Here is a 25,566-nt window from a genome sequence, read left to right on the forward strand (position 1 = left end):
AGGTTCTAACTTTAATCATCCTCTTTAAATGTAGAACATATAGTCTTCCAGATCAGCGGTCTCTTTATAATTCGCCAAGTCGTCCAGTGTCGTTGAATCAAGGACCTCCTTAACAGCATCTCTAATTTTAATCCAAAGATCACGCTTCGCCGGTTCTTCATCATCCAAAACCTCAACTGGACTGATCGGTCCTTCAAGAACACGGATGATGTCCCCTGCAGTAATTTCTTTTGGATCTGCCGCTAACATGTAACCACCATAGGCTCCGCGGATACTTTTCACGAACATAGCATTTCGCAACGGCGCGATTAATTGCTCAAGATAATGTTCAGAGAGATCATAATCCTTTGCAATTGATTTTAACGAAGTTGGACCCTCTCCATGCTTTTTAGCTAATGCCATCATAATGGTTAATCCATACCGGCCTTTTGTTGAAATTTTCATTTTTTCCCTTCTTTCTAAGCAAACATTCAATTCTTCTTACCGTGTGTTCATGTATAAAATCAATCGTTCCAGCAACGATGAAAACATCTTTTACATAAACCGATTCAAATGCCCCAATGGACACTCCCGAGATCCTCTCAAATGATGATAGGTGGCTCCTCCCATCCACTTGCGTGGAATGTAAAACATAGCGAATCGATCAGTATCCCCAGGTATTATACCATGTTGTCCTTTCCCTTTGAACACCTATGCATTCAAGACCAATCACTTGTTGATCTAAAATGTCTTTGCTATGATGAACATTAATAAGAACGTGCATTCCCAATCTAATGAGGAGTTGAAAATATGAGTACATCACCACTCGCCTACAGTATGCGCCCAAGTACCATCGAAGAAGTATACGGTCAAGGCCACCTGTTAGGCGAAGGGGCACTCATTCGCAGGATGGTAGAGGCGAATAAGCTTCACCCCATGATTTTATATGGACCACCGGGAACAGGTAAAACTTCCTTAGCCATTGCTCTTGCTGGCAGTGCCAACATTCATTACCGGCTGCTAAACGCTGTCCAGCATCAAAAAAAAGACTTACAAATCGCAGCAGATGAAGCAAAGATGTACGGAAGATTAATCGTAATCCTTGATGAGTTTCACCGGCTTGATAAAAGCAAACAGGATTTCTTGCTGCCCCACTTGGAAAGCGGACAATTACTTGTCATCGGAGCGACCACTGCCAATCCTTATCATTCCATAAATCCTGCCATTCGCAGCCGTTGTCACGTATTCGAACTCTTCAAACCTGAATCGAAAGATATTCGACACATGCTTAAAGCTTCGCTTAAAGACAAGAACAAAGGCCTTGGCGAATACCGCACCCACGTGGATGATGATGCGCTTGAACATATCGCTACGTCTTCCGGGGGGGATATGAGGGCGGCATTAAATGCATTGGAACTCGCAGTCCTATCAACGCCGCCTGGAAATGACCAAATGATTCATATCGATCTATCTATCGCTGAAACGTGTACCCAGAAGAAAAATTTCGATCATGATCATGATGGGGATCATCATTATGACGTTCTTTCTGCTTTTCAAAAATCAATCCGGGGAAGTGATGCGGATGCAGCCCTTCATTATTTGGCAAGATTAATTACCGTCGGCGATCTCACTAGTATAGCCCGCAGATTGCTCGTGATCGCATATGAAGATATCGGTCTTGCCAACCCGCAGGCCGGAGCGCGTACGCTCACTGCCATAGAATCAGCCGAGCGGCTAGGATTTCCCGAAGCCCGCATCCCCCTCGCGAATGCCGTTACCGAGCTAGCGCTCTCACCAAAATCGAACGCCGCGTATACCGCGATGGACAGCGCCCTTCAAGATATTCAAAGATACGGTTCGCCAGCGATACCTGCGCATATACGAGACAGTCATTACCAAGGAGCCAAACAATTAAACCGTGGCGTAGGGTACCTCTATCCCCATGATTACAAAGATGGGCTCATTCAACAGCAATACCTTCCTGATCCGCTTAAAGATCATCGATATTTGCGATTTAAAGGAAACAGTAAATTTGAACAAGCATTCCGAGAGGCACAAACAAAAATTAACCAGAAATTAAAATCTGACAAACAATAGCATGCTTCCCCAAACTTTCGTCCATTTACTTCTTTCTCTTTTTGGAAGTATAGAGATTATGAATATCGTCCATATTAATACCAGAAACATAAACTATGAACCACAAGGGAAGAAGGGATAGAGATGACGAAAGTCCGCCAGGATGCATGGTCTCATGAGGACGATGTTTTACTTGCAGATACCGTATTAAAACACATAAAAGAAGGCAGTACCCAATTAAAAGCTTTTGAGGAAGTCGGCGACATTTTAAACCGGACGGCCGCTGCGTGCGGATTCCGTTGGAATGCAGTTGTACGAGACCGTTATGAAGGGCATGTCAGCGACGCAAAGCGTGAACGGAAAACCTTCCAACGTCAGAATGCTGCCAATGCTGTCAAACGTACATTGGGCAAAAGTACTGATCAGCCTTCGCCTGCCGCCGACAACGGCAACAAATCAGAAGAAAGTACCGAAGACTTGCACCTCGAGCAGGTCATATCCTATCTAGAAACTTTGAGAAATAGAACCGAAGATTCCGATAGGAACCACAAAAGAATGGCTTCATTGGAAGAAGAGAATCAACAACTTCAGACAACTGTACAACAATGGCAAAAAAAGCATGAGGAATTGGAAAATGAATATCAATCCCTGTTATCTGTAATTAACCGTGCAAGAAAAATGATGTTTATGGACGAAACGAATCCGGAATCGTTCATGTCTTCTAATTTCCGGATGGACCAGGAAGGAAATCTCGAAAACATAAGCAAGGATTCAATGTAAACATTCATCAGTGTTAGATGATCTAACACTGATGAATGTTTATTGTTACATTTCCTTACATTATCGCCCGCTTTTCCCTATGCCTTGATATAATAAAGGTAACATGATCGAGGCGGGGATGTTTGTGAATTACAAAAAAAAGAAACTCATCACAATAGGAGTCGTCTGTGAAATGACAGGATTAAGCGAAAGACAAATCCGCTACTATGAGGAAAGAGAGTTAATATTTCCAGATCGTTCAAAAGGCGGGACAAGGAAATATTCATTTTTTGACATTGAAAGACTGATGGACATCGCGGAAAAAATGGAGGATGGCATGCAGACGTTTGAAATTAAACGACTGGACAAGAAAAAAAATACTTCATTACGTGATCAAATGATTAAAGGACAGATAAACGCGCGCTTCGGGCAACAAAACGAAGCAAAAGGTCCTAACCGGTAATTTTCATCAAAAAAGGGCTTCCCGCTTAGGAAAGCCCTTATGAATGTCTGTCTAGCGACTTCAAGAAGCCCCGTTGTGCCGTAAGTAATCACCAAGTTTTTCAAGCCTGCAATGGCAGGTGGGTGCCCTGTTCAACATTCCGTAAGTCCTTCGAACACGAGGCATTTACTTCCAGTTGAAACGTCAGGCTCCCTATCAAAAAGTGTTGGCTTTAAAACGTATAGTGGTATACGCACACTACAGGACTTCTTATTGATGAAATTATAGCACGATACACGACCCTCTGCAAGCCCCTCCTTTTACTTGTTTTTTTCATTTCCTTGTTTTTTCTCCTCATTGAGCGGGTATAATGAGCGCAGGAGGTTAGATTATGGAGAACAATTTATTAGCAACTCAGCCTATCACCCACATTGAACAAAAAATTGGAGCCATTGAAAAACATACGGTCAAATATGACACGGATATGCAATTATTTTACGATCGCATTGATATTGATGGCCATAGCTACCCGATTGAAAAAGTATTTGACATTTCCTATCGTTATCAACCCAATGAAGTTGGGTTTCTCTATCTCCATACCGCCCAAGGCGTACGATCTTTTTTTATATCTTCTAATCCCGAGCCTTTTATCGCAGCATTTCGCGAAGTTGAACAAAAATAACACTGATCGAACCAAGGAAGATGATGATATTTAGAAGAAAAGTATATTCCGTTAGGTGTAAATGACAAAAAGGACAAGAGTGGTGTAAGGGTTGGACAATCGAAGAGGTCTACTTTACTTACACCAGTATCTCTCCATCAGCCATTTCCACCAATGATTGTTACAGCGACGATTCCCTCGTCATCATTTGGTGAACTATTCCTCCATGACAAGTCATATTCCCATTTTCGATATTTGTGGTGTCATGAGTCGCCTATGGGGGCAATGGTTTCAGATAAAGAAAAACTTGGCTTCCGCTAACTTCTTCTAGGCGGAGCCAAGTTTTCTAATTTTAACGTCCAGATTGTTGTCTTGGGCTTAAATGCAATTCTTTCCATTGCTCTTGGCTGACCGGGCTTGGAGCTCCTGTTAATAAATCACCGGCGCTTGCTGTTTTTGGAAAGGCAATCACTTCTCGAAGATTATCGACACCCGCGAGCAGCATGACAATTCGGTCCATACCTAGGGCAATTCCCCCATGTGGCGGTGCCCCATAGGAAAGAGCATCCATCAAGAAGCCAAATTGTTCTTTAGCCTCTTGCTCATTAAATCCAAGGGTCCGAAACATTTGCATTTGCAACTCAGGTTCATGAATACGTTGGGATCCTCCCCCGAGCTCATATCCATTCAGTACAAGGTCGTAGGCATGAGCGGTAACGTCTTCAGGCTCAGATTCAAGCTTTTCTACATCTTCAGCAACAGGCCGCGTGAATGGATGATGGAGGGATACATGGCGCCCTGAATCCTTGTCGTATTCAACGAGTGGAAAATCCGTCACCCAAAGAAAATGAAAGGCCTCTTCCTCGATGAGCCCCAGTTCCTTCCCAAATTTCAAGCGTAAAGCACCTAATACATCAAAAACGACTTCCTGTACATCAGCAGCGAATAGGAGTAAATCGCCGCTTTCCCCATCCATCGCTTGAATGACATTTTCGTGTTCTTCATCGTCTAAAAACTTGGCAATCGGTCCTTTTAATGTACGCTCTTCATCAACTTTAAGCCATGCCAGCCCTTTCGCACCGTAAATGGCAGCAAAATCAGCAAGGTCATCGATCTCTTTTCTCGACATCGCATCACCCTGCCCTTTTGCATTTAACCCTTTCACGATTCCATTGTTTTCAAGCGCCTTTGTGAACACTTGAAAATTGCTGTTGACCACAATATCAGAAAGCTCCACCAGTTCCATCCCAAAACGTGTATCGGGCTTGTCGGAACCATAACGGTGCATTGCTTCATGATATGTCATACGTGGAAATGGAGTGGAAATATCAAGATTGTGGCTCATTTTTAGCAACCGCGCCATCATTTCTTCAGTCATTGAAAATAATTCGTCACTGTCCATAAACGAAGCTTCAATGTCAATTTGTGTAAACTCAGGTTGACGATCGGCACGCAAATCCTCATCTCGGAAACAGCGAACGATTTGATAATACCTTTCAAAACCAGCGACCATAAACAGCTGCTTAAACAGTTGCGGAGATTGTGGAAGAGCGTAGAATTCATGCTCATGTACACGGCTGGGAACGAGATAATCTCTTGCACCTTCCGGCGTACTCTTTGTGAGCATCGGTGTTTCAGCTTCCATGAAGGAACGCTCGTTTAAAAAGTTCCGGACTTCCTGGGTAATGCGATGCCGCAACCAAAATATTTCCTGCATTTTCGGCCGTCGTAAATCAAGGAATCGGTTGGAGAGACGAACGTCCTCTGAAACATTTGCACTCTCTTCCATGGAAAACGGCGTCGGTTTTGATTTATTAAGAACAGTTATGTCCTCCACTTGAACTTCAACTTTTCCGGTTGTGATCTTATCGTTGATCGTTTCTTCATCACGGCGAACGACTTTTCCGATTACATCTAGTACGAATTCATTACGAACATCATTCGCGATGCTTAACGCTTCTTCATTAATTTCAGGGTTAAAAACAATTTGAACGATTCCGCTACGGTCACGAAGATCGATGAAGATAACCTGTCCTAAATCTCTTCTCGTCCTGGCCCAACCCTTTAAACGCACTTCTTGTCCAATCATGTCCTCTGTAATTTCGTTACAATAATGACTTCTTCCTAATTCTGACATCCTTATTCTCCTTTGTTTACAACTTTTTCAACTGTTTGATGTGGCTAGCAAGCTTATTCATAGGAATGTTCTCTTCTTCTCCTGAAGACATATCCCGAAGTTTTACCATGCCACTTTCCAATTCTTCTTCACCGATAATCACCGTGTACGTTGCGTTCGAACGATCTGCGGACTTGAATTGAGCCTTTACCTTTTTACCTAAATAATCTTTATCTGCCGTAAGGCCCTCCGCTCGTAACTCTCTTAGTAAAGCCCCGCCTTTTTCAGCGGCCACATCCCCGACGGTTACAAGAAAAGCGTCAAGCCCCTGTTCAACAACCGGCAAAGCATTGCGAGCCTCTAGCGCCATTAACAAACGTTCAATACTTAACCCAAATCCAATTCCTGAAACGGACGGTCCGCCTAGCTCTTCAATCAACCCTTCATATCGTCCGCCTCCGGATAGTGTCGTAATTGAGCCGAATTCAGGCTCTTCGAGCATGATTTCAAACGATGTATTGGTGTAATAATCAAGTCCGCGCACGAGATTTGGGTCTATGACAAAGGGAATATCCATATCAGTGAGCAAGCGTTGTACCGTCTCAAAATAACGAGTGGATTCTTCATTTAAATAATCAAGAATGGCGGGCGCCGTTTCTTGTAACGGATGATCACGATCGATTTTACAGTCCAGAATTCGTAATGGATTTTGTTCGAGCCGCGCCTGACAATCCTCACAAAATTCATCAATGCGAGGGGAAAAATGTGCAATCAGTGCATCCTTGTGCGCCGTGCGACTTTCTCTATCACCCAAACTGTTAATCACCAGTTTTAAGTTTTTCAATCCACATGCTTGATAAAAATCCATCGCCATGGCGATCACTTCAGCATCAATCGCCGGATCATCACTTCCGATCGCTTCAACCCCAAACTGATAAAATTGCCGCATCCGCCCTGACTCCGGGCGCTCATACCGAAACATTGGACCAAGATAATAGAGTTTCAACGGTTGTTGTGGCTGCCCGTGCAGCTTGTTTTCCACAAAAGAGCGGACGACTGGAGCCGTCCCTTCAGGTCGAAGTGTAATCAAACGTCCGCTTCGATCTTGAAACGTGTACATCTCCTTTTGCACAATATCTGTGCTTTCACCTACTCCGCGCTGAAACAGTTCAGTAGCCTCAAAGATCGGTGTACGGATTTCCTTATAATTATACTTGCGGCTGACATCCCTTGCGATTCCTTCAACATATTGCCATTTCGCCGCTTCCTCAGGCAAAATGTCCTGAGTTCCTCTCGGAATCTTAATGTTCATATTCACGACTCTCCTCATACATTTCCTATATTTCTTACTCTGCCTTTTTGGACACTAAAAAATCCCTCTGAACGAAACTCAGAGGGACGAGCGTACGCCCGCGGTGCCACCCACATTGAAGTGATCTTTTTCGATCACTTCCGCTTACGACAGTTAACGCCTGTGTAACGTTTCGATCTAATGGCCGGGAGGCATTGGCAATGCAGCGTCCTACGTTCAATCGAAAACCTACGAAGTGTTTTTCCGCGAGATTGTACAGAAGGGCTCACAGCCACGGCGCCTTCCTCTCTGACTACAATGGGTCACGTACTTTTCTTCATCCACGGTCTAATTTTATCCTGTTACTTTATCATACGAATCTACAGGCACGATGTCAACATCTGACTTTAATCCCTTTCAGTCAAGGGGTTTCAAGCATAAGTGTCACGGGGCCGTCATTGGTTAAATCCACTTGCATGTTCGCCCCAAATTGACCTGTCTCCACATGAACCCCGAGTTCGCGCAAATAGCGGTTAAAGTCCTCATAAAGCTTTTCAGCATGGTCAGGCTTGGCCGCTTCTACGAAACTGGGACGTCTGCCTTTTCTCGCATCACCGAAAAGGGTAAATTGGGAAATGGAAAGAACCGAACCCGAGACATCGAGCAAAGAAAGGTTCATTTTCCCTTCATTATCTTCGAAAAGCCGCAGATGAGCCACTTTTTCAGCAAGCCAGCGTGCCTCTTTTTCCGTGTCTTCATGGGTCACTCCGATAAAAACGACATATCCTTGTTCAATTTGACCGACACAAGCCTCGTTTACGTTCACTTCGGCTTGGTTACTACGTTGTATTAAAGCTTTCAATGTTGCAGCTCCTTTACTAGTCTAATGTCAGGTATACAAGGCTTATTGGAATACTCTGCGTACCGCGTAAATATCAGGCAGGCGTTTAATTTTTTCTACCACTTTTCGCAAGTGGGAAAGGTTGTTAATGGAAATGGTCATATCAATAACAGCCATTTTATTATTATCCGAACGACCGTTTACTGCGTTGATATTAGTTTTCGATTCAGCAACCACATTTAAAACTTCATTCAGGAGTCCTCGTCGATCATAACCGGTCACTTCAATATCAACGTTATAACTTTTTGTTTTTCCTTGTTCTGGCTCCCATTCCACATCGATAAGACGGCTTTGGTTTTCGGGTGTATCCGCGACATTCGGGCAATCTGCACGATGGATCGATACTCCCCTGCCCTTCGTGATAAAACCACGAATCTCTTCACCAGGTACTGGATTACAACATTTTGAAAGACGAATCAGGAGGTTGTCCACGCCTTTCACGCGCACGCCCGTGCTGGAACGCCTCGTTCGCGCCGGAGTCGGTAGGTCCTTGATCGCTTCGGTAACTGTTTTCTTATCCAGATCTTTATTTTCATTACGTTTTTTTTCGGTTAAGCGAGTCACCACTTGCTTTCCGGAAACTCCGTTATAACCAATGGCCGCAAACATATCTTCTTCAGCGCCAAAGCTGAATCTTGACGCAGCTTCTTGAAGGTTTTTCTCTGTAAGGATCTCTTTCGGATTAAAATCCTGGGCGCGTAATTCTTTCTCAATGATATCCCGCCCTTTTTGCACATTCTCTTCCCGACGTTCCTTTTTGAAAAACTGCTTGATTTTATTTTTTGCATGAGAACTCTGTGTAAGCTTCAACCAATCTTGCGACGGTCCGTAGGAATGCTTGGACGTCATCATGTCAACGATGTCACCAGTCTTCAATTGGTGATCAAGGGGAACCATTTTGCCATTCACTTTTGCGCCAATCGTCCGATTTCCAATTTCTGTATGGATACGATAGGCAAAATCAATCGGAACCGATCCACGCGGCAATTCAATGACGTCTCCTTTAGGTGTAAAAACAAAAACCATATCTGAAAATAAATCAATTTTCAGTGACTCCATAAACTCTTGAGCATTCGAAGTATCGTTTTGCCACTCCAAAATCTCTCGGAACCAATCCAGGTTATCAATGGATTTCTGATTGTTTGTCTTACCTTCTTTGTATGCCCAATGCGCGGCAACCCCGTATTCGGCGACACGGTGCATCGCCTCGGACCGGATTTGTACTTCCAATGGCTCGCCTTTAGGCCCAATCACTGTGGTATGAAGGGACTGATACATATTGGCTTTGGGCATGGCGATGTAGTCTTTAAATCTGCCGGGCATCGGTTTCCAACGGGTATGAATCACACCTAATATCGCATAACAATCTTTAATGCTATTCACAATGATTCTAACGGCTAGGAGGTCGTAGATTTCGTTGAACTGTTTTTTCTGGATCGTCATCTTTCGATAAATGCTGTAAATATGTTTCGGGCGACCGGAGATGTCCGCCTCAAGGTTCAACTCTTTTACACTTGCATCAATATCATTAATTACTTTATCAATATATTGCTCGCGTTGCGCGCGTTTTTGCTTCATCAAATTTACAATTCGGTAATACTGTTGGGGATCAAGATAACGTAAGGCAATGTCTTCCAGCTCCCATTTTATCGTGGAAATCCCAAGTCGGTGGGCCAGGGGAGCAAAGATTTCCAGCGTCTCTTTGGAAATGCGTCGTTGTTTTTCAGAGGGAAGATGCTTCAGCGTCCGCATATTGTGAAGGCGGTCCGCCAATTTAATCATGATGACGCGGATATCACGGGCCATAGCTACGACCATTTTTCGATGATTTTCCGCTTGTTGTTCTGCTTTTGATTTATATTTAATCTTTTTCAACTTCGTTACGCCGTCCACGAGCATAGCGACTTCCTCGCCGAAAGACTCGCTCAAATCGTCTACGGTCGTATCTGTATCTTCCACCACGTCATGAAGGAAAGCCCCCGCGATCGTAGCAGGTTCTAATTCAAGCTCGACTAAAACTTCCGCGACTTGAACAGGATGATGGATATACGGTTCTCCAGATTTACGATATTGCCCTTCATGGACCTTCTCAGCATAGAGGTAAGCACGTTCAAGAAAAGCAACCTGCTCTTCCGACATATACCTCCCAACTTTTTCCAATAATTGCTCTATTGTCATGCAATCACCCTTCGTTCACTCGCAGTCTCTATTTTATCTATTATCAATAAAAATTCGACACCTGTAAAGTCCCTCGTTTTTCCGACCATGTCTGGGTGGTTCAAATCGTATAAGAGCCGATATTGGCAAAAATACTACAGCGAGGAAAGAAACTGGGCTGGGCCGTTGTTGGCCCCCTAATTAGGTGTCCCTATCTCCAGTTGGGTCGTTATCACCAATTTATATCATTCTTGCTTCAAGTCGGGTCATTTGTCCCGCTTTTGGCAGCTCCACCTATCGAACTCTCCTAACCTGATTGTATAACTCTATAAGTGCGTGTTCAAAAGGAAGACAAAAACAAATATGACACTTTGCAACACCCCACTGAGTATGAGAATGAATCCCTATGTCACCATCCCTTTCACAGAAAAGAGCCGAGGAAGTCGAGAAGAGCTTGAGCTTGCACCGCCGCGAAAGTATTCCCTTCTCACGAAGGAAAAGTAGGTTCCATTTCCGAGAAGCGGAGCGTACGCTGGCACCCCCTCAAGTGATTCTTCGCATGAATAAAAAGTGGTTCTTTTTCGAGGATATGGTTTTCATACGTGAGGACTTAGAAGCAAGACGACAAAGAGGTACGACGGTTATTTTTCCCAGACTTTTTGAACAACCTCGATAAACTAAAGAAAGAGCGCCTGTCCAGGCACCCTTAATAATAAGTCATCAGCGAGAATACATCATAGTCTTGCAATTCCTCCCCACGGTCAATGTAGGCAAGTTCAATGAGAAATGCACAGCCTACGACGGCCCCACCGAGTTCTTCCACTAATTGAATCGTTGCTTCAATCGTACCGCCAGTTGCGAGGAGGTCATCAGTAATAATAACGCGATCACCGGGTTGAATGGCATCACTATGAATAGCAAGGCTCGCTTTCCCGTATTCCAGTCCGTAATGTGTTTCTACAACAGGTCGGGGCAGCTTCCCAGCTTTTCGTACGGGGACAAAACTTTTTTGCAATGTATAAGCGATCGGACAGCCAAGCACAAACCCCCGGGCCTCTGGACCTGCAATGACATTTGCATTTCGCGATTTAACATATTCAGCCAGGTCATCAATCGCCTGTTTATATACTTCCCCATTTTGCAAAAGAGGAGTAATATCTTTAAATTGCACCCCTTCAGTCGGGTAATCTTCTATAATCTTGATATGCTGTTTATAATCCATGCGCCATCACCTTTGCTCGGTTCTTTTCTGGGGACATACAGGCAAACAAATAGGATTTTAGTTCTTGATACGTTGATAACATCAATGTTTGCTCGATCTCGCGTTTTTCCTCGTAATTAGAAAACGTCGGTGATGCTTGTAAGTCCTGTTTTAGCGGTTTGTTATTTAAAGAAATTTTTCCTTCTTGCATCGTAACAAATTCCAGTTCAATAAAAACTTGCAACATAAAATCGATCGTTTCAGATGACCATCCTTGATAACGGGAGATGACAGGCTTGTGATCATGAATATGCAACGGCGAATACTTTCTGATATAAGCATACAACCATTTAAAAGCTTCGCGTGTTGGCTTCGTTGTAAAAAAGGCACTGTTTTTCTCCATAAATCCTGTGTAAACCGACCGAATATATGCCTCATTTTCTCGTAAGAATTGCTCAAGTTGAGACAAGTGGACGGGTAAATCAAATAAAAAAACATCTGTAGGTGCGGTTAACTGGCCTTCTAAAGCGAACAGAAGGTCGGATTCAGAAAAACCTGCCGTCAATGCATCTTTTTTATGTTTATCTTGAAAAACCACCACTTGAAGGGAACGTTCCGTCAAAGTGTAGAAATCTTTCCAGCCCCGAACATCAAACAACTGTCGTTCTGTAACAGCAGCGTCTTTGATGACAAGCTGCGGTTTTTCATATCCTTTCCACTCATTAATTTCTAATTCTCCAACGAGATGGATATTGGCCTCATCATGGACGTAATCACTCATATGACCATAGCGGAAACCAATACATTCAAGCTTGGTGTCGTCTTCTCCTACGAGCAATTTCAAGTGATCTTTCTTACTTCCGATCTTTCGCTTTTGCCTAATCGGGGTACCTGAAATAACAACAAACGGTTTCGGGTTTCCAACACCAAAAGGCTCAAGCTGCCCGATTTCTCGGATTAAATCCAACGTTACATCTTCTACGTTCACTTCAAGCTCAATATCGGTTTTTGGTACGAAATCTTCGGCCGCCACCGTTTTCTGAACTTCTTCGGCGAACACCGCTTGAAGCTTAGGGATATCTGATTCCTTGATGGACAATCCCGCGGCCATCTGGTGTCCACCGAAATGCTGAAAGAGCGAGCGATGGCGTGAAAGGGCGGCATACAAATCAAAGCCGCTGATGCTACGGGCTGAACCTTTGGCATTCCCATCATCATCAACCGAAATAACAATAGCAGGACGGTAAAACTTTTCCACAAGCCGCGAGGCGACGATCCCCGTTACACCAGAGTTCCAGCCCTTTTTAGCAACGACAATTGCCCACGGTTCTTCTGCTCCGTCGGTTTGCAGTTGCGCGAGCGCTTCTTCTGACATTTGTACAACTGTTTCCTGCCTCTCGCGATTATATCCATCGATGCTGTTCGCTAACGTTCTTGCTTCTTCAATATCTACCGATAGCAGTAATTGTACCGCTGCATCCGCTGAGTCCATCCGTCCTGCAGCATTAAGGCGGGGACCGAACCCAAAGCCAACATCACCCGCTGAAAATGGCGGGTCGTTGATCCCGCATAAATCCTTTAAGGCCTGTAACCCTGGACGATCAAGGAAACCAAGCCTATGTAAACCTGCTTTTGCGAAATATCGATTTTCATCCCTCAATGGCACAAGGTCACTAATTGTTCCTAAAGCCATAAGGTCGAGGCCCTCCTCGGGAAATTCACCGATCAAGGCATGAGCAAGTTTCCCTACCACGCCTACACCAGCCAACTCTTTAAAGGGATACATGCAATCCTTTCTCTTCGGATTGAGAATCGCGTAAGCATCCGGAAGTTCAGGCGGCACTTCGTGATGATCCGTAATAATGACGTCTAATCCAATTTCCTTGGCATAGTGAATGGGTTCATGAGCCGCAATCCCCGTGTCCACAGTAATCACGAGTGTACATCCTTCGTCATAAAGCCGCTGAAATGCTGCGTTATTCGGGCCGTACCCTTCGGTAAACCGATTCGGAACATACCAGGTATAAATCGCACCTAATTTGTCCAGAGTTTCGCACATAAGGGCGGTACTGGAGACACCATCCACATCGTAATCCCCGAAAACGGCGATTTTCTCTTTTCCTGAAATCGCCCGTGTTATGCGTTCTTCAGCTTGTCCAACATCGGCTAATAAAAAAGGATCGTGCATTATGGTTTTATCGGGATACAAAAAAGTACGAGCGTCCTCTAGATTTGCATTTCCTCGACGGCAAAGCAGGTGAGCGGTACGTTCGGAAACTTCAAGGGCTTTTGCCAGCCCAGCCGCTTGTTGGTCCGTTTGTTGAACGTTCCATCTCGTTTTTGCATCTAACATCGTATATGAACACTCCCCACTTGCCTGTTCTTTTTATATAGAACCGCAAGTTCTACAACAATCACACTACTTCCGCCGTGCTTCTGAGCCTTCTTCCTCGGCCTGTGGGTCGGGGTGGTCATTGAGTTGACGGCCCTCAACATTATTTTTCTTTAATCGACGTATCTCCTGCTGCAAACGATAGACTTTTAACATGCCTACACCGCCAATAACGAGTCCTCCCGCAAGTACAGACCCTAAAATAACAAGAATCAAGGGGATTTGTGTCGTACCAAATAAAAAGTTGACGGTGACGCTATCGACATTAATGACAGCAAATATCGAGATCAGTAAGGCAGCGATTAGTCCAAGTATAAGCATCCATTGACCTTTCATCTCTCTACCTCCACTTTCAAGTTACACATCATCCTGATACGGGTTCACATGCACAAGAACATTTCGGACCCGTTCCTCTTCCAACAACAAATGTTTGACGTCTGTCGCGATATCGTGACCCTTTCGTACACTAATTTCAGGGTCTACTACTATTTTAATATCAATGATCACATAATGTCCATGCTGGCGAGCGTGAAATTCATCAATTCCCAGTACGCCTTCGACCCCCAGCACTTTGTTTTTCATATCTTTCGTATCCTCATCATGTAACACATGATCAAGGGCATTGTGAATGGCTTCTTTCCCTAACCTCCAAGCCATGAGCATAACAAGTCCAGCCACGAATACCCCAGCGATCAAGTCACCATAAAGGAGCCACCCTACGTCAAAATAGGATCCAAGAAGCGAAGCCCCGACCCCTACAAGGGCAGCAAGTGATGAAATTGCATCCGAACGATGATGCCAGGCATCGGTGACCATAGCATCGCTGTTATATCTTTTTCCTAGTCTTACTTTGTACCGGAACAGAAATTCTTTAACGATAATTGAGGCCAGGATAACATAAAAAGCAACAACGCCTGGGGCTTCAGTATCTCCAGTCATATCTTGAATGGTACTGACAGCAATTTCTAAACCCACCATAAACAACAGCACACTAACAATAATGGCTGTAATCGATTCTGCCTTCCCATGACCATAGGGGTGGTCCTCGTCTGGCGGAAGTTCTGCAGCCCGAATGCCGATGAGAACGGCGAAGGAAGTAACGACATCAGCCGCAGAGTGAGCAGCGTCTGCAATCAAGGCACGGCTGTTAGCCAAAAAGCCGAACACTCCCTTGACGACAGCTAAAGCAATATTAACAATGATTCCTACCCAAGCGGCATGCCTTATTTTTTTATAGCGGATATCATCAGATTCAGTCATATTATCCCTGCCTATCTTTATGTTCCGGGGCCTGCTGTTCCGTTATCCGGAAGGAAATCTTCTTACCATCCTATGTATGGGGATAAAATCCCCTCGTTCCAGAGATAACGAGGGGAGAATATTCACTAGCTTTCCTCTGCTTCAGAAACCGGTTTATTCCGTTCCTTTTCAATCACCTTATACTTCCATACGAGCCACAACTGTGCAGCAAAAAAGAGAGAGGAGTAGGTTCCAGCAATCATACCGATGACAATGGCAAAGGCAAATGAAGTGATCGCTTCACTTCCTAGCAGCCAAATCGCTACAGCTGCGAATAATACGGTTATGACAGTATTAAGCGAGCGTGTAAGTGTCTGCAGTAAACTATTGTTTACGACCCCTGCCAGATGATCAAAGCTCGTAATCTCCTCTTCCTTCTTCACGTTTTCACGGATCCGATCAAAGGTGACAATCGTATCGTTAATCGAGTACCCGACGACGGTCAGTACAGCCGCAATAAATGGAATATTTATTTCTAATTGTAGCAGGCTGAACACAGAAATAACCAAAAACGCATCGTACAAAAGAGCAGTTATAGCAGCAAGCCCGTATAAAAATTCAAAACGGATAGCAACGTAAATGACAATGCCAAGCGCAGCTAATCCGGTGGCAATTAAGGCATTGATCGCTAGCTCCCTACCAATTTGAGGGGAAACGGTACTTACGTTTGGCTCTGAGCCAAAGACATCTTCAAAATGCCCTTGAATATCTGTCACTTCCCCTTCTTCAAGGAAACCGATAAACTGCGCGGAGGCCTGTTCATTATTTTCACCTGCGAGCGTGATATCATCCGGTTCAAGGCCAACGACTGCAAATTCATTTTCAATTTCTTCTTCTGTGAGCGGTTCCTCAGACATGAAATCGACGCGTGTACCACTTTCAAAGTCAATGCCGAGGTTAAGTCCCATGGTTGAGAGTAAAATTGCACCGGCAAGCACGACCGCAATCGTAAAGACAAAATATTTCTTTCGGTGCTTGATAAGATCAATATTTTTTTTAGCCATATTAAAGTCCACGGCGAACATCACGCTCCTTTACGCCAAACAACCAGTATTTCCGATTTAAGGAACGGCTGTTAATCCATAGTCCAAGTAAGAGGCGTGAGCCGTATACAGCAGTGATGAAGCTGGTTAAAATGCTGACAATGAGCATGACGGCAAATCCCTGGACCGCGCTTGTGCCGAAGTAAAATAAAACAGCAGCGGCGATAATCGTCGTGACATTGGCATCGATAATCGTCCCCAGCGCCCGACGGCTTCCTGCTTTATATGCTGATTTCATTGATTTTCCATCTTTTAACTCTTCCTTGATGCGTTCGTACGTCAGAATGTTCGCATCCACAGCCATGCCGACCCCGAGAATTAAAGCGGCGATACCCGGCAAGGTTAGAACTCCTTGAATGGAATTAAAGAGAATCATAACAAGATAAATGTATACGCTCAGTGTGATGGCAGCGATCACACCCATAAACCGATAATAAGCCATCATGTATAAAAGAATTAGAGAAACCCCAACGAGTCCTGCAAATAACGTCTCTTCCAAAGCTTGCTCCCCTAGTGATGCCCCGACAGCGTTGGAGTATACTTCTTCAATTTGCACAGGGAGAGAGCCGGCATTCAGTACCTCTGCCAAAAACTCGGCTTCTTCAAGAGTGAAGCCTCCTTGAATGGTTACGGTATCCGTATATAAAGGTTCATTCACACTTGGGGCTGATAGAAAAGCTGGGTCCGCTTCACCAATTTCGTCATAGAAAGCATGTTCTTCTTCCTCGTAATCAAGCCAAATCACAAGGGAATTTTCAGGTGGCGGGTTCGTGTAGAGTTCTTCGGTAATTTCTCCGAATTCCTGACCATCCTGCAGCGTTAATTGTACAATCGGCTGATTTTGTTCATCAAAGACCGCACTGGCGCCTCCTTGCTCAAGGTCTTCTCCTGAAAGCATTAAATTATCATCGACATCCCGAAACGAAAGTTCTGCTTCAGTTGAGAGAAGCTCACGTGCTTCCTCCTGATCTTCAACCCCGGGGAGCTGTACGCGAATACGGTCTTCCCCTTCAACGGTTATCGACGGTTCCGAAACCCCTAATACATCCACCCTTTGATTAAGGGCTGAGGCAGTGGCCTGTATATCATTCTCAGTGAGTTCCTGCCCATCTTCAGGCTGCAGCTCATAAAGAACCTCGAATCCTCCTTGCAAATCAAGGCCAAGGTTTGTACTGCGAGCGACATCAAATGCCGTTTGCGAAATCAGGATGCCTACAGCAATAATAATGGCGAAAAATGCACCGATCCTTCCCCATTTTTTTCCCATATTATGTTCCTCCTTCAGTTACCGCCTAGCTCTACATCCAATTACCGTTCTTATGACAGAATACGAAAATTATACGGAAGGGACTTTTTTCATGTCAATGTCGGAGAATGTCTTCCAGTAAACCTTCTAATGGATCTTCGGTATCCTTTGACCAGCCTCCAATCCCTTTATACGCATTTACGGTCTGTTCATTCATGAAATCAGTCACAGAGAGACGCATCAATATATTCACCAATCGATAGAAAGGCACGAATTCCGTTTCTTTTTGCAGCTTTTGCAGTCCCAAATTCCAAATATCCTCTTTTGTAACTTCTTCATGATCGAGTAAATGAAATTCATCACGCTTTAGTTCGAGTATCGGTTCCACATCACTTTTCCATACTTCAAATTGTTGTGGATTTGTCATTGAATTCCCTCGCTTTTTAATACACAGGAATGCGCTTTTATTATGTATCTTTCCGTACCTTTTCAACATCCTCTTTTTGTATTGCTTGTCATGCTTGACCCAACTTGCTGCATAGTTATCTATTGGCGGACAAGTGCCCCATTACTTAGGAAGGAGGACGGGTATGACCAGACAGACGTTTTTCGCCGGCGCTCTCATGCTCATCGCAGCAGGCTTAATTACCCGAATCCTCGGATTCATCAATAAAATTGTCGTCGCACGCATTATGGGTTCAGAAGGAATGGGGCTCTATATGATGGCCGTACCTTCACTTTTGCTTATCATTACACTTACGCAGCTTGGCCTTCCGGTCGCGATCTCCAAATTGATCGCTGAAGCTGAAGCTCATGGAGAGCATGAACGAAAAAAAAGAATTCTTATTGTTTCCCTGATCCTTACCGGTAGCTTAAGCATTGTTTTGACAACAGCGATGATCGCGTTTGCTCCCCTTCTTGCCAGTTTCCTTTTGACTGATACACGTGCGATTTATCCCTTAATGGCAATTATCCCCATCGTACCTATCGTTGCATTATCTGCAGTTATGAGGGGTTATTTTCAGGGGATGCAAAACATGCGCCCCATCGCATATTCCCAAGTCATTGAGCAAGTGGTACGCATTGCCCTCGTTGCCTTTTGTACAACCATCTTTTTACCTTTTGGTGTTGAATTTGCAGCCGCAGGTGCAATGATCTCTGTCGTAGCCGGTGAGCTCGTTTCTTTGCTCTATGTCTTTTACGTCTTTAAAAATAAAAAAACCATGCGTATTCGCAAAAACTTTTTCTCCGCCCTTGAAGGCGGAAAGCGTACACTCAAAGATTTAATGGCCATTGCACTTCCAACAACTGGAAGCCGGCTGGTCGGTTCTGTCTCCCAATTTCTTGAACCTATTATCGTTGCCCAAAGCCTGGCAATCGCCGGAGTAGCAACGGTTACTGCGACAAGCCAATACGGTGAATTAGTCGGATTTGTCGTCCCTCTCTTGTTCTTGCCTGCATTTATTACACAAGGGTTATCCGTGTCACTGGTCCCAGCCATTAGCGAAGCTCATAGTAAAGGTGACTACGGCATGATTCAACGACGGCTGCAACAAACAACAAAAATTGCCTTGCTGTCAGGAGGCATTTCTGTTGTCATCTTGTACGTATTTGCTGTCCCGCTGCTAACACTTATGTACGAGGCACCACAAGCGGCCGTTTATTTAAAAGTCATCGCACCCTTTTGCATCTTTTTGTATTTTCAAATGCCGCTACAATCTGTATTACAAGCGCTCAACTTAGCAAAAGCTGCGATGTTTAACAGTCTCATCGGGGCAGTCGTTAAAATGTCAGCCATCGCCTTTCTCGCTTCCCGTCCGGAACTTGGCATTATGGGTGCAGCCCTTGCCATCTGTGCAAGCATCATGCTTGTCACGCTTCTGCATTTTATTAGCGTGTCACGGGCGGTTGGTTTTACGTTAAATGTTAAAGACTGGAGCGGCACATTACTCGTCACCATTTTAACCGCAGGTGTAGCAACGCTTGCATTTCGTACGTTTATCACCGCTGAGCAAATGCTTACAGGTACGTTGATCAGCCTTACCATTACCGTTGTTAGTTACTTCGTCGGCTTGTTTGTATTCCGATTACTTCATATTAAGAATATCAGTCGAATCCCAATCCTTCAATCTTTCTTTCGATAGTTCGTCTCCTTTTCATCAATGATTAGGGTACCATTTTTTTTCCCCGTGCACAGGGCAACGTCTTTAACGTCTGAATACCCACGGGCTTGTAGTTTAGCAATCAGCCACTCCGCATCTTTATCGATACGTTGTAGATGGTCATGTTGAATGACTCCATCAATGATAAATGGAAACGGATAGACAACTTCACCGGCATTCGTTTCCTTTTTAATCACAGAGAGGTCGCCGGATGGCTCAAGAACGGCAAACTCTATTTCGGAAAAATTACTAATGCTTTGCTTACGCAGCTGTAACAACAGATCATCGAAATTGTACCGCTGCTGGCGCATCGCTTTTTCATCAATCTTCCCATTTTCAATGATCATGGTCGGCTCCCCGTCTAGGCAATCACGGAGACGGTCACTTTTCAGTGACACATAAGCTAGAAAAATTTGGGTGCAGGCCAGTACAACAATCGGTAATACCCCTTTTATCAAGGATTGTTCATCGATTGCCATAACAGCAAATTCAGCAATCATAATCGAGACGATAAAATCGAGGAGCGAAAGTTCACCAACTTCCCGCTTCCCCATAATCCGCAGTGAAACTAAAAGGAAAAAATAGAAAAAAAGCGTTCGCCACGCCAGTTCAAATAACTCCATGCCCTCACCCCGTTGCTCCTTATCATTCCCAGATCAAGACACTAGCATTACGAAAGTTCGTAAACGGGGAGGGACGTAAACGATAGCGGCTGAACGGGGGATGCCCCGTAAGAAGCCCATTCAATGATTTTCTTAAGTCTCCTAGTCTAGATGCTTGTTTTAAACATATGCTTTACCAATATGACGAAAAGGGGGAGTTCTTATGGAATCAAGGCTCATCAAAGCATTTGTCATCTCATGTATCACGATGCTTACACTTGTATTATTTTCAGGATTGACACTGGCCACCATTTTACGTTTCAGCTCCCTGAGTGAACTATCCATTTCAGGGATCACCATTGGTACAACAGTTGCTATCACTTTTATCGGCGGAATCACAGCCGGCCTGAAATCACGTTCAAGGGGGTGGCTAGCTGGATTATTGGCCGGTATTGCTTTTGCATTCATTGCGGCTGCATTGCAGTATCTAGGCTACGGTGTTCAAGTAACCCTAAGTCAGATCCTCGTCTTCATCGGCAGCATCTTTAGCGCTTCATTTGGAGGCATGCTTGGCGTCTCGCTCTTTGGTTCGACGCGTTAGTTTTCTCTTTAGAAAACTTGGCTTTTCGCCAAGCTTTTATAGTGAAAGCCTTGGTTGCACTTATGCAGGTAAGAAATTTAATTTCTTACCTGCCAAAAAAGACCGGAGTAAAGGGTATATTATAACCCCTGCCTCCGGTCTTTTCTATGCTCTAATTTTGATTGACAACTTCCCGCACAGCTGAACGGTCATACGTAAGCTTACGGTTTTCATTCACGAGCAAGATCACTTTATCTTCATCAAGTGCATCAATCGTCCCGTGCAAACCGCCAATCGTAATCACGTCATCCCCTTTTTGGAGGTTCGCGTGCATTTCACGAATCTGCTTTTGCCGCTTCTGCTGCGGTCGAATAAGTAAAAAGTAAACGATCGCAAACATGAGCACTAACATAATAATTGCTTCCATGTTGTATACACCCCTTTCTCATCACTATAAGTAAGATGATGTTCAAAAATCCCGGGAAAATAGCGGTCGTGTTTCTTCGTCGGAAGGAAGTCGGCTATAATCGTTACCTCCTGCGCGCCGCACGTATGAACCATACGCTGGTGCCCGAAGACGGATCGGCTCTTTTACCCTTACTTGAACACGTACTAAAAAGTGTTGTTAAAAATTCTTCGCATCTGGCCGGTTAAAACCGTATTGCTCGAAAAATTCTTCACGGAAATCAAGCAGGCGATCTTGCTTGATCGCTAAGCGAACCTTCCTCATTAAGTCTATCAGGAAATGTAAGTTATGATAAGAGGTTAGTCTAAAACCGAACGTTTCCTTCGCTTTAATTAAATGACGAATGTACGCCCTCGAATAATTTCGACAGACATAGCATGAACAGTCTTCATCAATCGGCCGGAAATCACGGGCAAACTCTGCATTACGAATGACTTTACGTCCTTCGGATGTCATACACGTGCCATTACGCCCAATACGTGTGGGGAGCACACAATCAAACATATCGACCCCGCGGATGGCCCCGTCGATCAAGGAATCCGCAGACCCAACGCCCATTAAATACCGGGGCTTGCCTGATGGCAATAGGGGTGTCGTCTGCTCCAGCACCGTGTTCATCACCGATTTCGGTTCACCAACCGAAAGGCCTCCAATTGCATAGCCCGGAAAATCGAGAGAGATAAGATCATCAATACTTTGTCGCCGCAAATCTTCATACTCGCCCCCTTGGACGATTCCAAAAAGTGCCTGCTGTGATGGGGTTCCCTGTTCTTGTGCTTCCAGGCAACGTTCCGCCCAACGGCTTGTCCTTGCGACAGAATCGCTCATATACGCGTGAGAGGCTGGATAGGGCGGGCATTCATCAAATGCCATGATAATATCAGCTCCCAAGCTTTGCTGAATATGCACCGCTTTCTCCGGGCTCAAAAAAAGACGTTCCCCACTAATATGGTTACGAAAACGTACGCCTTCTTCATCGATATCACGCAAGTCGCTAAGACTAAACACTTGAAACCCTCCGGAGTCAGTGAGTATCGGGCGATCCCAATTCATAAACGAATGCAGCCCCCCCGCCTCTTCAACGAGATCTTCACCCGGTCGCAGCCAGAGGTGATACGTGTTTGATAAAATGATTTGGGCGTCCATTTCTTTTAATTCTTCGGGACTCATCATCTTAACGGTGGCAAGCGTCCCAACAGGCATAAAGACTGGTGTATCGATCGTACCCCGAGGTGTATGGATACGGCCCAGCCTGGCTCCTGACTGCTGACATGTTTTTATATGTTCATAACGAATGGCTGCTGTCAAAATGACCTTGCCCCTTTCTCAATGTACATGGCGTCCCCGAAGCTAAAGAATCGGTACTGTTTTGCAATGGCTTCTTGATAGGCATGCATGATGGCATCTTTGCCTGCAAAAGCACTAACGAGCATCATTAGCGTCGACTTTGGCAAATGAAAATTGGTAATCAGTCCATCAATCCCTTTGAATACATAGCCAGGATAAATGAAAATATCGCTCCAGCCGCACGTTTGCAAAAAACCCCCATGCGTATTTATGATCGTTTCCAACGTACGCGCAGATGTGGTCCCGCAAGCAATAATATCACGGCCATTTTCTTTTGCTTCATTCAACGTCTCTGCCGTATCAGCACTCATCTCAAAATACTCCGCGTGCATCTCATGTTCTTCTACCGTATCTACCGATACCGGGCGGAAAGTGCCTAACCCTACATGTAAGGTAATATAGCAAATATTAACGCCTTTTGCACGTAATTCGCACAGCTGCTCTTCTGTAAAATGCAATCCTGCCGTTGGTGCTGCTGCTGCACCTGATTTTCTGGCGAATACGGTTTGATAACGCTCCTGATCATCAAGTTCTTCCGTAATATAAGGAGGAAGGGGCATTTTTCCAAGTGACTCAATCACTTCCATGAAGATGCCTTCATAATGAAAACGAAGCACTCTTCCGCCGTGATCATTCGTAGCTATACAAGTCGCTTTTAGGCGTCCGTCCCCGAAGATAATTTCTGTGCCTGGCTTCACACGTTTCGCCGGTTTCACGAGTGTCTCCCACTCATCGGCTCTTTGTTCATGCAGAAGAAGAACTTCTACTCTGCCATGTGTTTCTTTTTTCTCACCGAATAATCTTGCCGGGAGGACACGCGTATCATTAAGCACTAAGCAGTCCCCCGCTTTTAGAAGCGTGTTTATATCAGAAAAATGGCGATGGTCCAAATCCCCGTTTTCCCGGTTCAGTAAGAGCAAACGGGAAGCATCGCGATGGGGAAGCGGTCGCTGTGCAATCAATTCTTCCGGCAATTCAAAATCAAAATCCTTCACATCCATATTATTTTACCTAAACCTTCCCATTATAAAAAAGATAAGAGACAAAACAACGCTCAAGATAATACATGTAACAATCGGGAAGTAAATCGTCGTACTTCCGCTTTTAAACAGAATATCACCTGGCAAGCGTCCGATTGGCAAAAACCTACCTCCCACTTGCCAAATCAAGCCAATGACAATAAGAACGACACCTGTAATCATCAACCATCTTGGGATTTCAGCCATTGGTATCCTCCGATCTGGTCCACCCAAAGTGTTCGTATGCTGAAGGTGCAACGACCCGCCCACGAGGCGTTCGTTGTAGGAAACCGATTTGCAAAAGATACGGTTCATAGACATCTTCAATCGTTTCAGATTCCTCACCGACTACTGCCGCCATCGTATCAATGCCGACTGGACCGCCGGAAAACTTCTCAACCAGAGTCTCCAACAGCCTATGATCAATGTGATCAAGGCCGAGCCGATCCACTTGCAAATGCCCCAGAGCTTCTTCTGCTTCTTGAAAGGATACCGTTTCTGCCCCATTTACTTGCGCAAAATCACGTACGCGCCGGAGCAAACGATTGGCGATCCGAGGTGTTCCACGCGCACGCCTGGCCACCTCATACGACGCTTCCTCGTCGATCTCCATCGACAGGTATTCACCCGTCCGAGCCACAATAGCTGCCAGCTCATCAAGCTTATAAAAATCTAATCGGCTCATAACACCGAAACGGTCACGCAGCGGTGCGCTTAGCATGCCAGCGCGAGTGGTAGCACCGACGAGCGTAAAAGGCGGCAAATCAAGACGAACTGATTTCGCCCCTGACCCCTTTCCAATCACAATATCGATACAAAAATCTTCCATAGCTGGATACAATACCTCTTCCACCGGACGCTGCAGGCGATGGATTTCATCAACAAATAGGACGTCTCCAGGTTCGAGCGTGGTCAGGATCGTTGCCAAATCTCCCGGCCGCTCAATCGCCGGGCCCGATGTAGTTCTTAAATTCACATTCATCTCATGAGCGATAATTGTTGCAAGTGTCGTCTTACCAAGTCCGGGCGGTCCGTAAAGCAAAACATGATCAAGACTTTCTTCTCTCATTTTCGCTGCTTCAATAAACACATGTAGGTTTCGCTTCACTTGTTCTTGCCCAATATAATGGGAAAGCGCCAACGGACGTATTCCTTCTTCTCCAGTGACCTCTTCTTCCGATAAGCGTTCCTGGGATATTAACCGTTCGTCCACAAGATCCCTCCTTAACGCTCAACCATCAAACGTAATGCACGTCTGACATACTCATCAGCCTCAAGTTCTTCGTGCTTTAATTCTTTCTCGCATTTTCCAATTTCTTTTTCACCGTAACCGAGAGCCCGCAAAGCTTCCATCGCTTCCTGCAGTGCCCCCTGCTTCTCCAGTGACAATGGTTGTGATGGAATCACTTCAGATTCATTTGAAACCATCACATCGAGCTTGCCTTTCAAATCGAGGATCATCTGCCGCGCCGTCTTCTTTCCGATTCCCGGAAATTTCACCAATACTGATTCATCTTCTTCCTCGATAGCCTGCACGACAACGGCTGCATTCCCTTCAGCAAGTATGGCAAGCCCCCCTTTAGGACCGATACCTGCCACCTGCAGAAGGCGTGTAAAAAGCTCCCGTTCCTCCCGCGTCGCGAAACCGTATAGCCGAAGGACATCTTCGCGGACATGCTGATACGTGTATACAACTGTTTCTTTTGCCTCATTCGTATCATAAATAAACGGATTGGCACAATAAATTAAATAACCAACCCCGTTTACATCCAGTGTTATCGACTCATGATCCCTGTAAACGACTTGACCCCTTAACCTCTCAATCAC

General features: G+C 44.9%; 25 protein-coding genes, 1 other RNA gene and 1 other annotated feature. Of the genes, 6 read left to right on the forward strand and 20 right to left on the reverse strand.

Annotated features, from left to right (window positions below; genetic code table 11):
* Positions 1–24 precede the first annotated feature (24 nt).
* Positions 25–444: a cysteine metabolism transcriptional regulator CymR gene (gene cymR / locus HNR44_RS07115; protein ID WP_184403364.1), complete on the reverse strand. Its 420-nt coding sequence runs from the start codon at positions 442–444 to the stop codon at positions 25–27.
* Positions 445–789: 345 nt separating this feature from the next.
* On the opposite strand from cymR, the gene HNR44_RS07120 reads away from it, so the two are divergent.
* The 3 genes from HNR44_RS07120 to HNR44_RS07130 all read left to right on the forward strand — a co-directional run bounded on the left by HNR44_RS07120 (position 790) and on the right by HNR44_RS07130 (position 3,277).
* The gene (locus HNR44_RS07120; RefSeq protein ID WP_184403365.1) at positions 790–2,076 is read left to right on the forward strand and encodes a replication-associated recombination protein A; all 1,287 of its coding nucleotides are present in this window, start codon (positions 790–792) and stop codon (positions 2,074–2,076) included.
* A 123-nt stretch (positions 2,077–2,199) separates the two neighbouring features.
* On the forward strand, positions 2,200–2,835 hold the full coding sequence (locus tag HNR44_RS07125; protein ID WP_184403366.1) for an RsfA family transcriptional regulator: 636 nt from the start codon (positions 2,200–2,202) through the stop codon (positions 2,833–2,835).
* A 124-nt stretch (positions 2,836–2,959) separates the two neighbouring features.
* Complete coding sequence (locus HNR44_RS07130) at positions 2,960–3,277, forward strand: MerR family transcriptional regulator (RefSeq protein ID WP_343069399.1); 318 nt, start codon at positions 2,960–2,962, stop codon at positions 3,275–3,277.
* Positions 3,278–3,340: 63 nt separating this feature from the next.
* Here the strand turns inward: HNR44_RS07130 and ssrS are convergent.
* Positions 3,341–3,526, reverse strand: a non-coding RNA gene (ssrS, locus tag HNR44_RS07135) — 6S RNA.
* A 121-nt stretch (positions 3,527–3,647) separates the two neighbouring features.
* On the opposite strand from ssrS, the gene HNR44_RS07140 reads away from it, so the two are divergent.
* The gene (locus HNR44_RS07140; RefSeq protein ID WP_184403368.1) at positions 3,648–3,938 is read left to right on the forward strand and encodes a hypothetical protein; all 291 of its coding nucleotides are present in this window, start codon (positions 3,648–3,650) and stop codon (positions 3,936–3,938) included.
* A 331-nt stretch (positions 3,939–4,269) separates the two neighbouring features.
* Here HNR44_RS07140 and aspS read toward each other — a convergent pair whose 3' ends face one another.
* The 11 genes from aspS to HNR44_RS07195 all read right to left on the reverse strand — a co-directional run bounded on the left by aspS (position 4,270) and on the right by HNR44_RS07195 (position 17,990).
* Positions 4,270–6,054, reverse strand: coding sequence for an aspartate--tRNA ligase (gene aspS, locus HNR44_RS07145; protein ID WP_184403369.1), 1,785 nt, complete (start codon positions 6,052–6,054; stop codon positions 4,270–4,272).
* Between the two features lie 16 nt (positions 6,055–6,070).
* Entirely contained in the window at positions 6,071–7,345 is a 1,275-nt protein-coding gene (gene hisS / locus HNR44_RS07150) for a histidine--tRNA ligase (protein WP_184403370.1), read from the reverse strand.
* Between the two features lie 79 nt (positions 7,346–7,424).
* Positions 7,425–7,677, reverse strand: a binding site (T-box leader).
* Positions 7,678–7,745: 68 nt separating this feature from the next.
* Positions 7,746–8,186 (reverse strand): D-aminoacyl-tRNA deacylase, encoded by a 441-nt coding sequence (dtd, locus tag HNR44_RS07155; RefSeq protein ID WP_184403371.1) that lies wholly within the window; start codon positions 8,184–8,186, stop codon positions 7,746–7,748.
* 42 nt (positions 8,187–8,228) lie between these two features.
* Positions 8,229–10,403, reverse strand: coding sequence for a RelA/SpoT family protein (locus HNR44_RS07160; RefSeq protein ID WP_184403372.1), 2,175 nt, complete (start codon positions 10,401–10,403; stop codon positions 8,229–8,231).
* A 685-nt stretch (positions 10,404–11,088) separates the two neighbouring features.
* Positions 11,089–11,604, reverse strand: coding sequence for an adenine phosphoribosyltransferase (locus HNR44_RS07165; protein ID WP_184403373.1), 516 nt, complete (start codon positions 11,602–11,604; stop codon positions 11,089–11,091).
* On the reverse strand, positions 11,594–13,936 hold the full coding sequence (gene recJ, locus HNR44_RS07170; RefSeq protein WP_184403374.1) for a single-stranded-DNA-specific exonuclease RecJ: 2,343 nt from the start codon (positions 13,934–13,936) through the stop codon (positions 11,594–11,596). The genes HNR44_RS07165 and recJ overlap by 11 nt, the downstream gene beginning before the upstream one ends.
* 66 nt (positions 13,937–14,002) lie before the next feature.
* Positions 14,003–14,311 (reverse strand): LapA family protein, encoded by a 309-nt coding sequence (locus HNR44_RS07175; RefSeq protein ID WP_184403375.1) that lies wholly within the window; start codon positions 14,309–14,311, stop codon positions 14,003–14,005.
* 21 nt (positions 14,312–14,332) lie between these two features.
* A complete protein-coding gene (locus HNR44_RS07180; protein WP_184403376.1) occupies positions 14,333–15,235 on the reverse strand; it encodes a cation diffusion facilitator family transporter in 903 nt (300 codons plus the stop codon).
* A 125-nt stretch (positions 15,236–15,360) separates the two neighbouring features.
* The gene (gene secF / locus HNR44_RS07185) at positions 15,361–16,290 is read right to left on the reverse strand and encodes a protein translocase subunit SecF (protein ID WP_184403377.1); all 930 of its coding nucleotides are present in this window, start codon (positions 16,288–16,290) and stop codon (positions 15,361–15,363) included.
* Positions 16,280–17,584: a protein translocase subunit SecD gene (gene secD, locus HNR44_RS07190; RefSeq protein ID WP_184403378.1), complete on the reverse strand. Its 1,305-nt coding sequence runs from the start codon at positions 17,582–17,584 to the stop codon at positions 16,280–16,282. Before secD ends, secF begins: the two co-directional genes overlap by 11 nt.
* A gap of 94 nt (positions 17,585–17,678) precedes the next feature.
* On the reverse strand, positions 17,679–17,990 hold the full coding sequence (locus tag HNR44_RS07195; protein WP_184403379.1) for a post-transcriptional regulator: 312 nt from the start codon (positions 17,988–17,990) through the stop codon (positions 17,679–17,681).
* A gap of 163 nt (positions 17,991–18,153) precedes the next feature.
* Here HNR44_RS07195 and spoVB point away from each other — a divergent pair, with 163 nt between their 5' ends.
* Entirely contained in the window at positions 18,154–19,707 is a 1,554-nt protein-coding gene (gene spoVB, locus HNR44_RS07200; protein ID WP_184403380.1) for a stage V sporulation protein B, read from the forward strand.
* Here spoVB and HNR44_RS07205 read toward each other — a convergent pair.
* Positions 19,689–20,348, reverse strand: coding sequence for a DUF421 domain-containing protein (locus tag HNR44_RS07205; protein WP_184403381.1), 660 nt, complete (start codon positions 20,346–20,348; stop codon positions 19,689–19,691). The genes spoVB and HNR44_RS07205 overlap by 19 nt on opposite strands.
* Positions 20,349–20,550: 202 nt before the next feature.
* Here HNR44_RS07205 and HNR44_RS07210 point away from each other — a divergent pair, with 202 nt between their 5' ends.
* Entirely contained in the window at positions 20,551–20,928 is a 378-nt protein-coding gene (locus HNR44_RS07210) for a TIGR04086 family membrane protein (protein WP_184403382.1), read from the forward strand.
* A gap of 151 nt (positions 20,929–21,079) precedes the next feature.
* Here the strand turns inward: HNR44_RS07210 and yajC are convergent, their stop codons facing one another.
* The 6 genes from yajC to ruvA all read right to left on the reverse strand — a co-directional run bounded on the left by yajC (position 21,080) and on the right by ruvA (position 25,566).
* Positions 21,080–21,334 (reverse strand): preprotein translocase subunit YajC, encoded by a 255-nt coding sequence (gene yajC / locus HNR44_RS07215; RefSeq protein WP_184403383.1) that lies wholly within the window; start codon positions 21,332–21,334, stop codon positions 21,080–21,082.
* A 198-nt stretch (positions 21,335–21,532) separates the two neighbouring features.
* Positions 21,533–22,681 (reverse strand): tRNA guanosine(34) transglycosylase Tgt, encoded by a 1,149-nt coding sequence (gene tgt / locus HNR44_RS07220; protein ID WP_184403384.1) that lies wholly within the window; start codon positions 22,679–22,681, stop codon positions 21,533–21,535.
* The gene (gene queA / locus HNR44_RS07225; RefSeq protein WP_184403385.1) at positions 22,678–23,721 is read right to left on the reverse strand and encodes a tRNA preQ1(34) S-adenosylmethionine ribosyltransferase-isomerase QueA; all 1,044 of its coding nucleotides are present in this window, start codon (positions 23,719–23,721) and stop codon (positions 22,678–22,680) included. Before queA ends, tgt begins: the two co-directional genes overlap by 4 nt.
* Positions 23,722–23,727: 6 nt before the next feature.
* Positions 23,728–23,946: a DUF2905 domain-containing protein gene (locus HNR44_RS07230; RefSeq protein WP_184403386.1), complete on the reverse strand. Its 219-nt coding sequence runs from the start codon at positions 23,944–23,946 to the stop codon at positions 23,728–23,730.
* The gene (gene ruvB, locus HNR44_RS07235; RefSeq protein ID WP_184403387.1) at positions 23,939–24,952 is read right to left on the reverse strand and encodes a Holliday junction branch migration DNA helicase RuvB; all 1,014 of its coding nucleotides are present in this window, start codon (positions 24,950–24,952) and stop codon (positions 23,939–23,941) included. Before ruvB ends, HNR44_RS07230 begins: the two co-directional genes overlap by 8 nt.
* Before the next feature lie 11 nt (positions 24,953–24,963).
* On the reverse strand, positions 24,964–25,566 hold the full coding sequence (ruvA, locus tag HNR44_RS07240; protein WP_343069401.1) for a Holliday junction branch migration protein RuvA: 603 nt from the start codon (positions 25,564–25,566) through the stop codon (positions 24,964–24,966).

Origin of the sequence: Geomicrobium halophilum (assembly GCF_014207655.1) — a bacterium.
In the GTDB taxonomy this organism is placed as follows: domain Bacteria; phylum Bacillota; class Bacilli; order Bacillales; family Marinococcaceae; genus Geomicrobium; species Geomicrobium halophilum.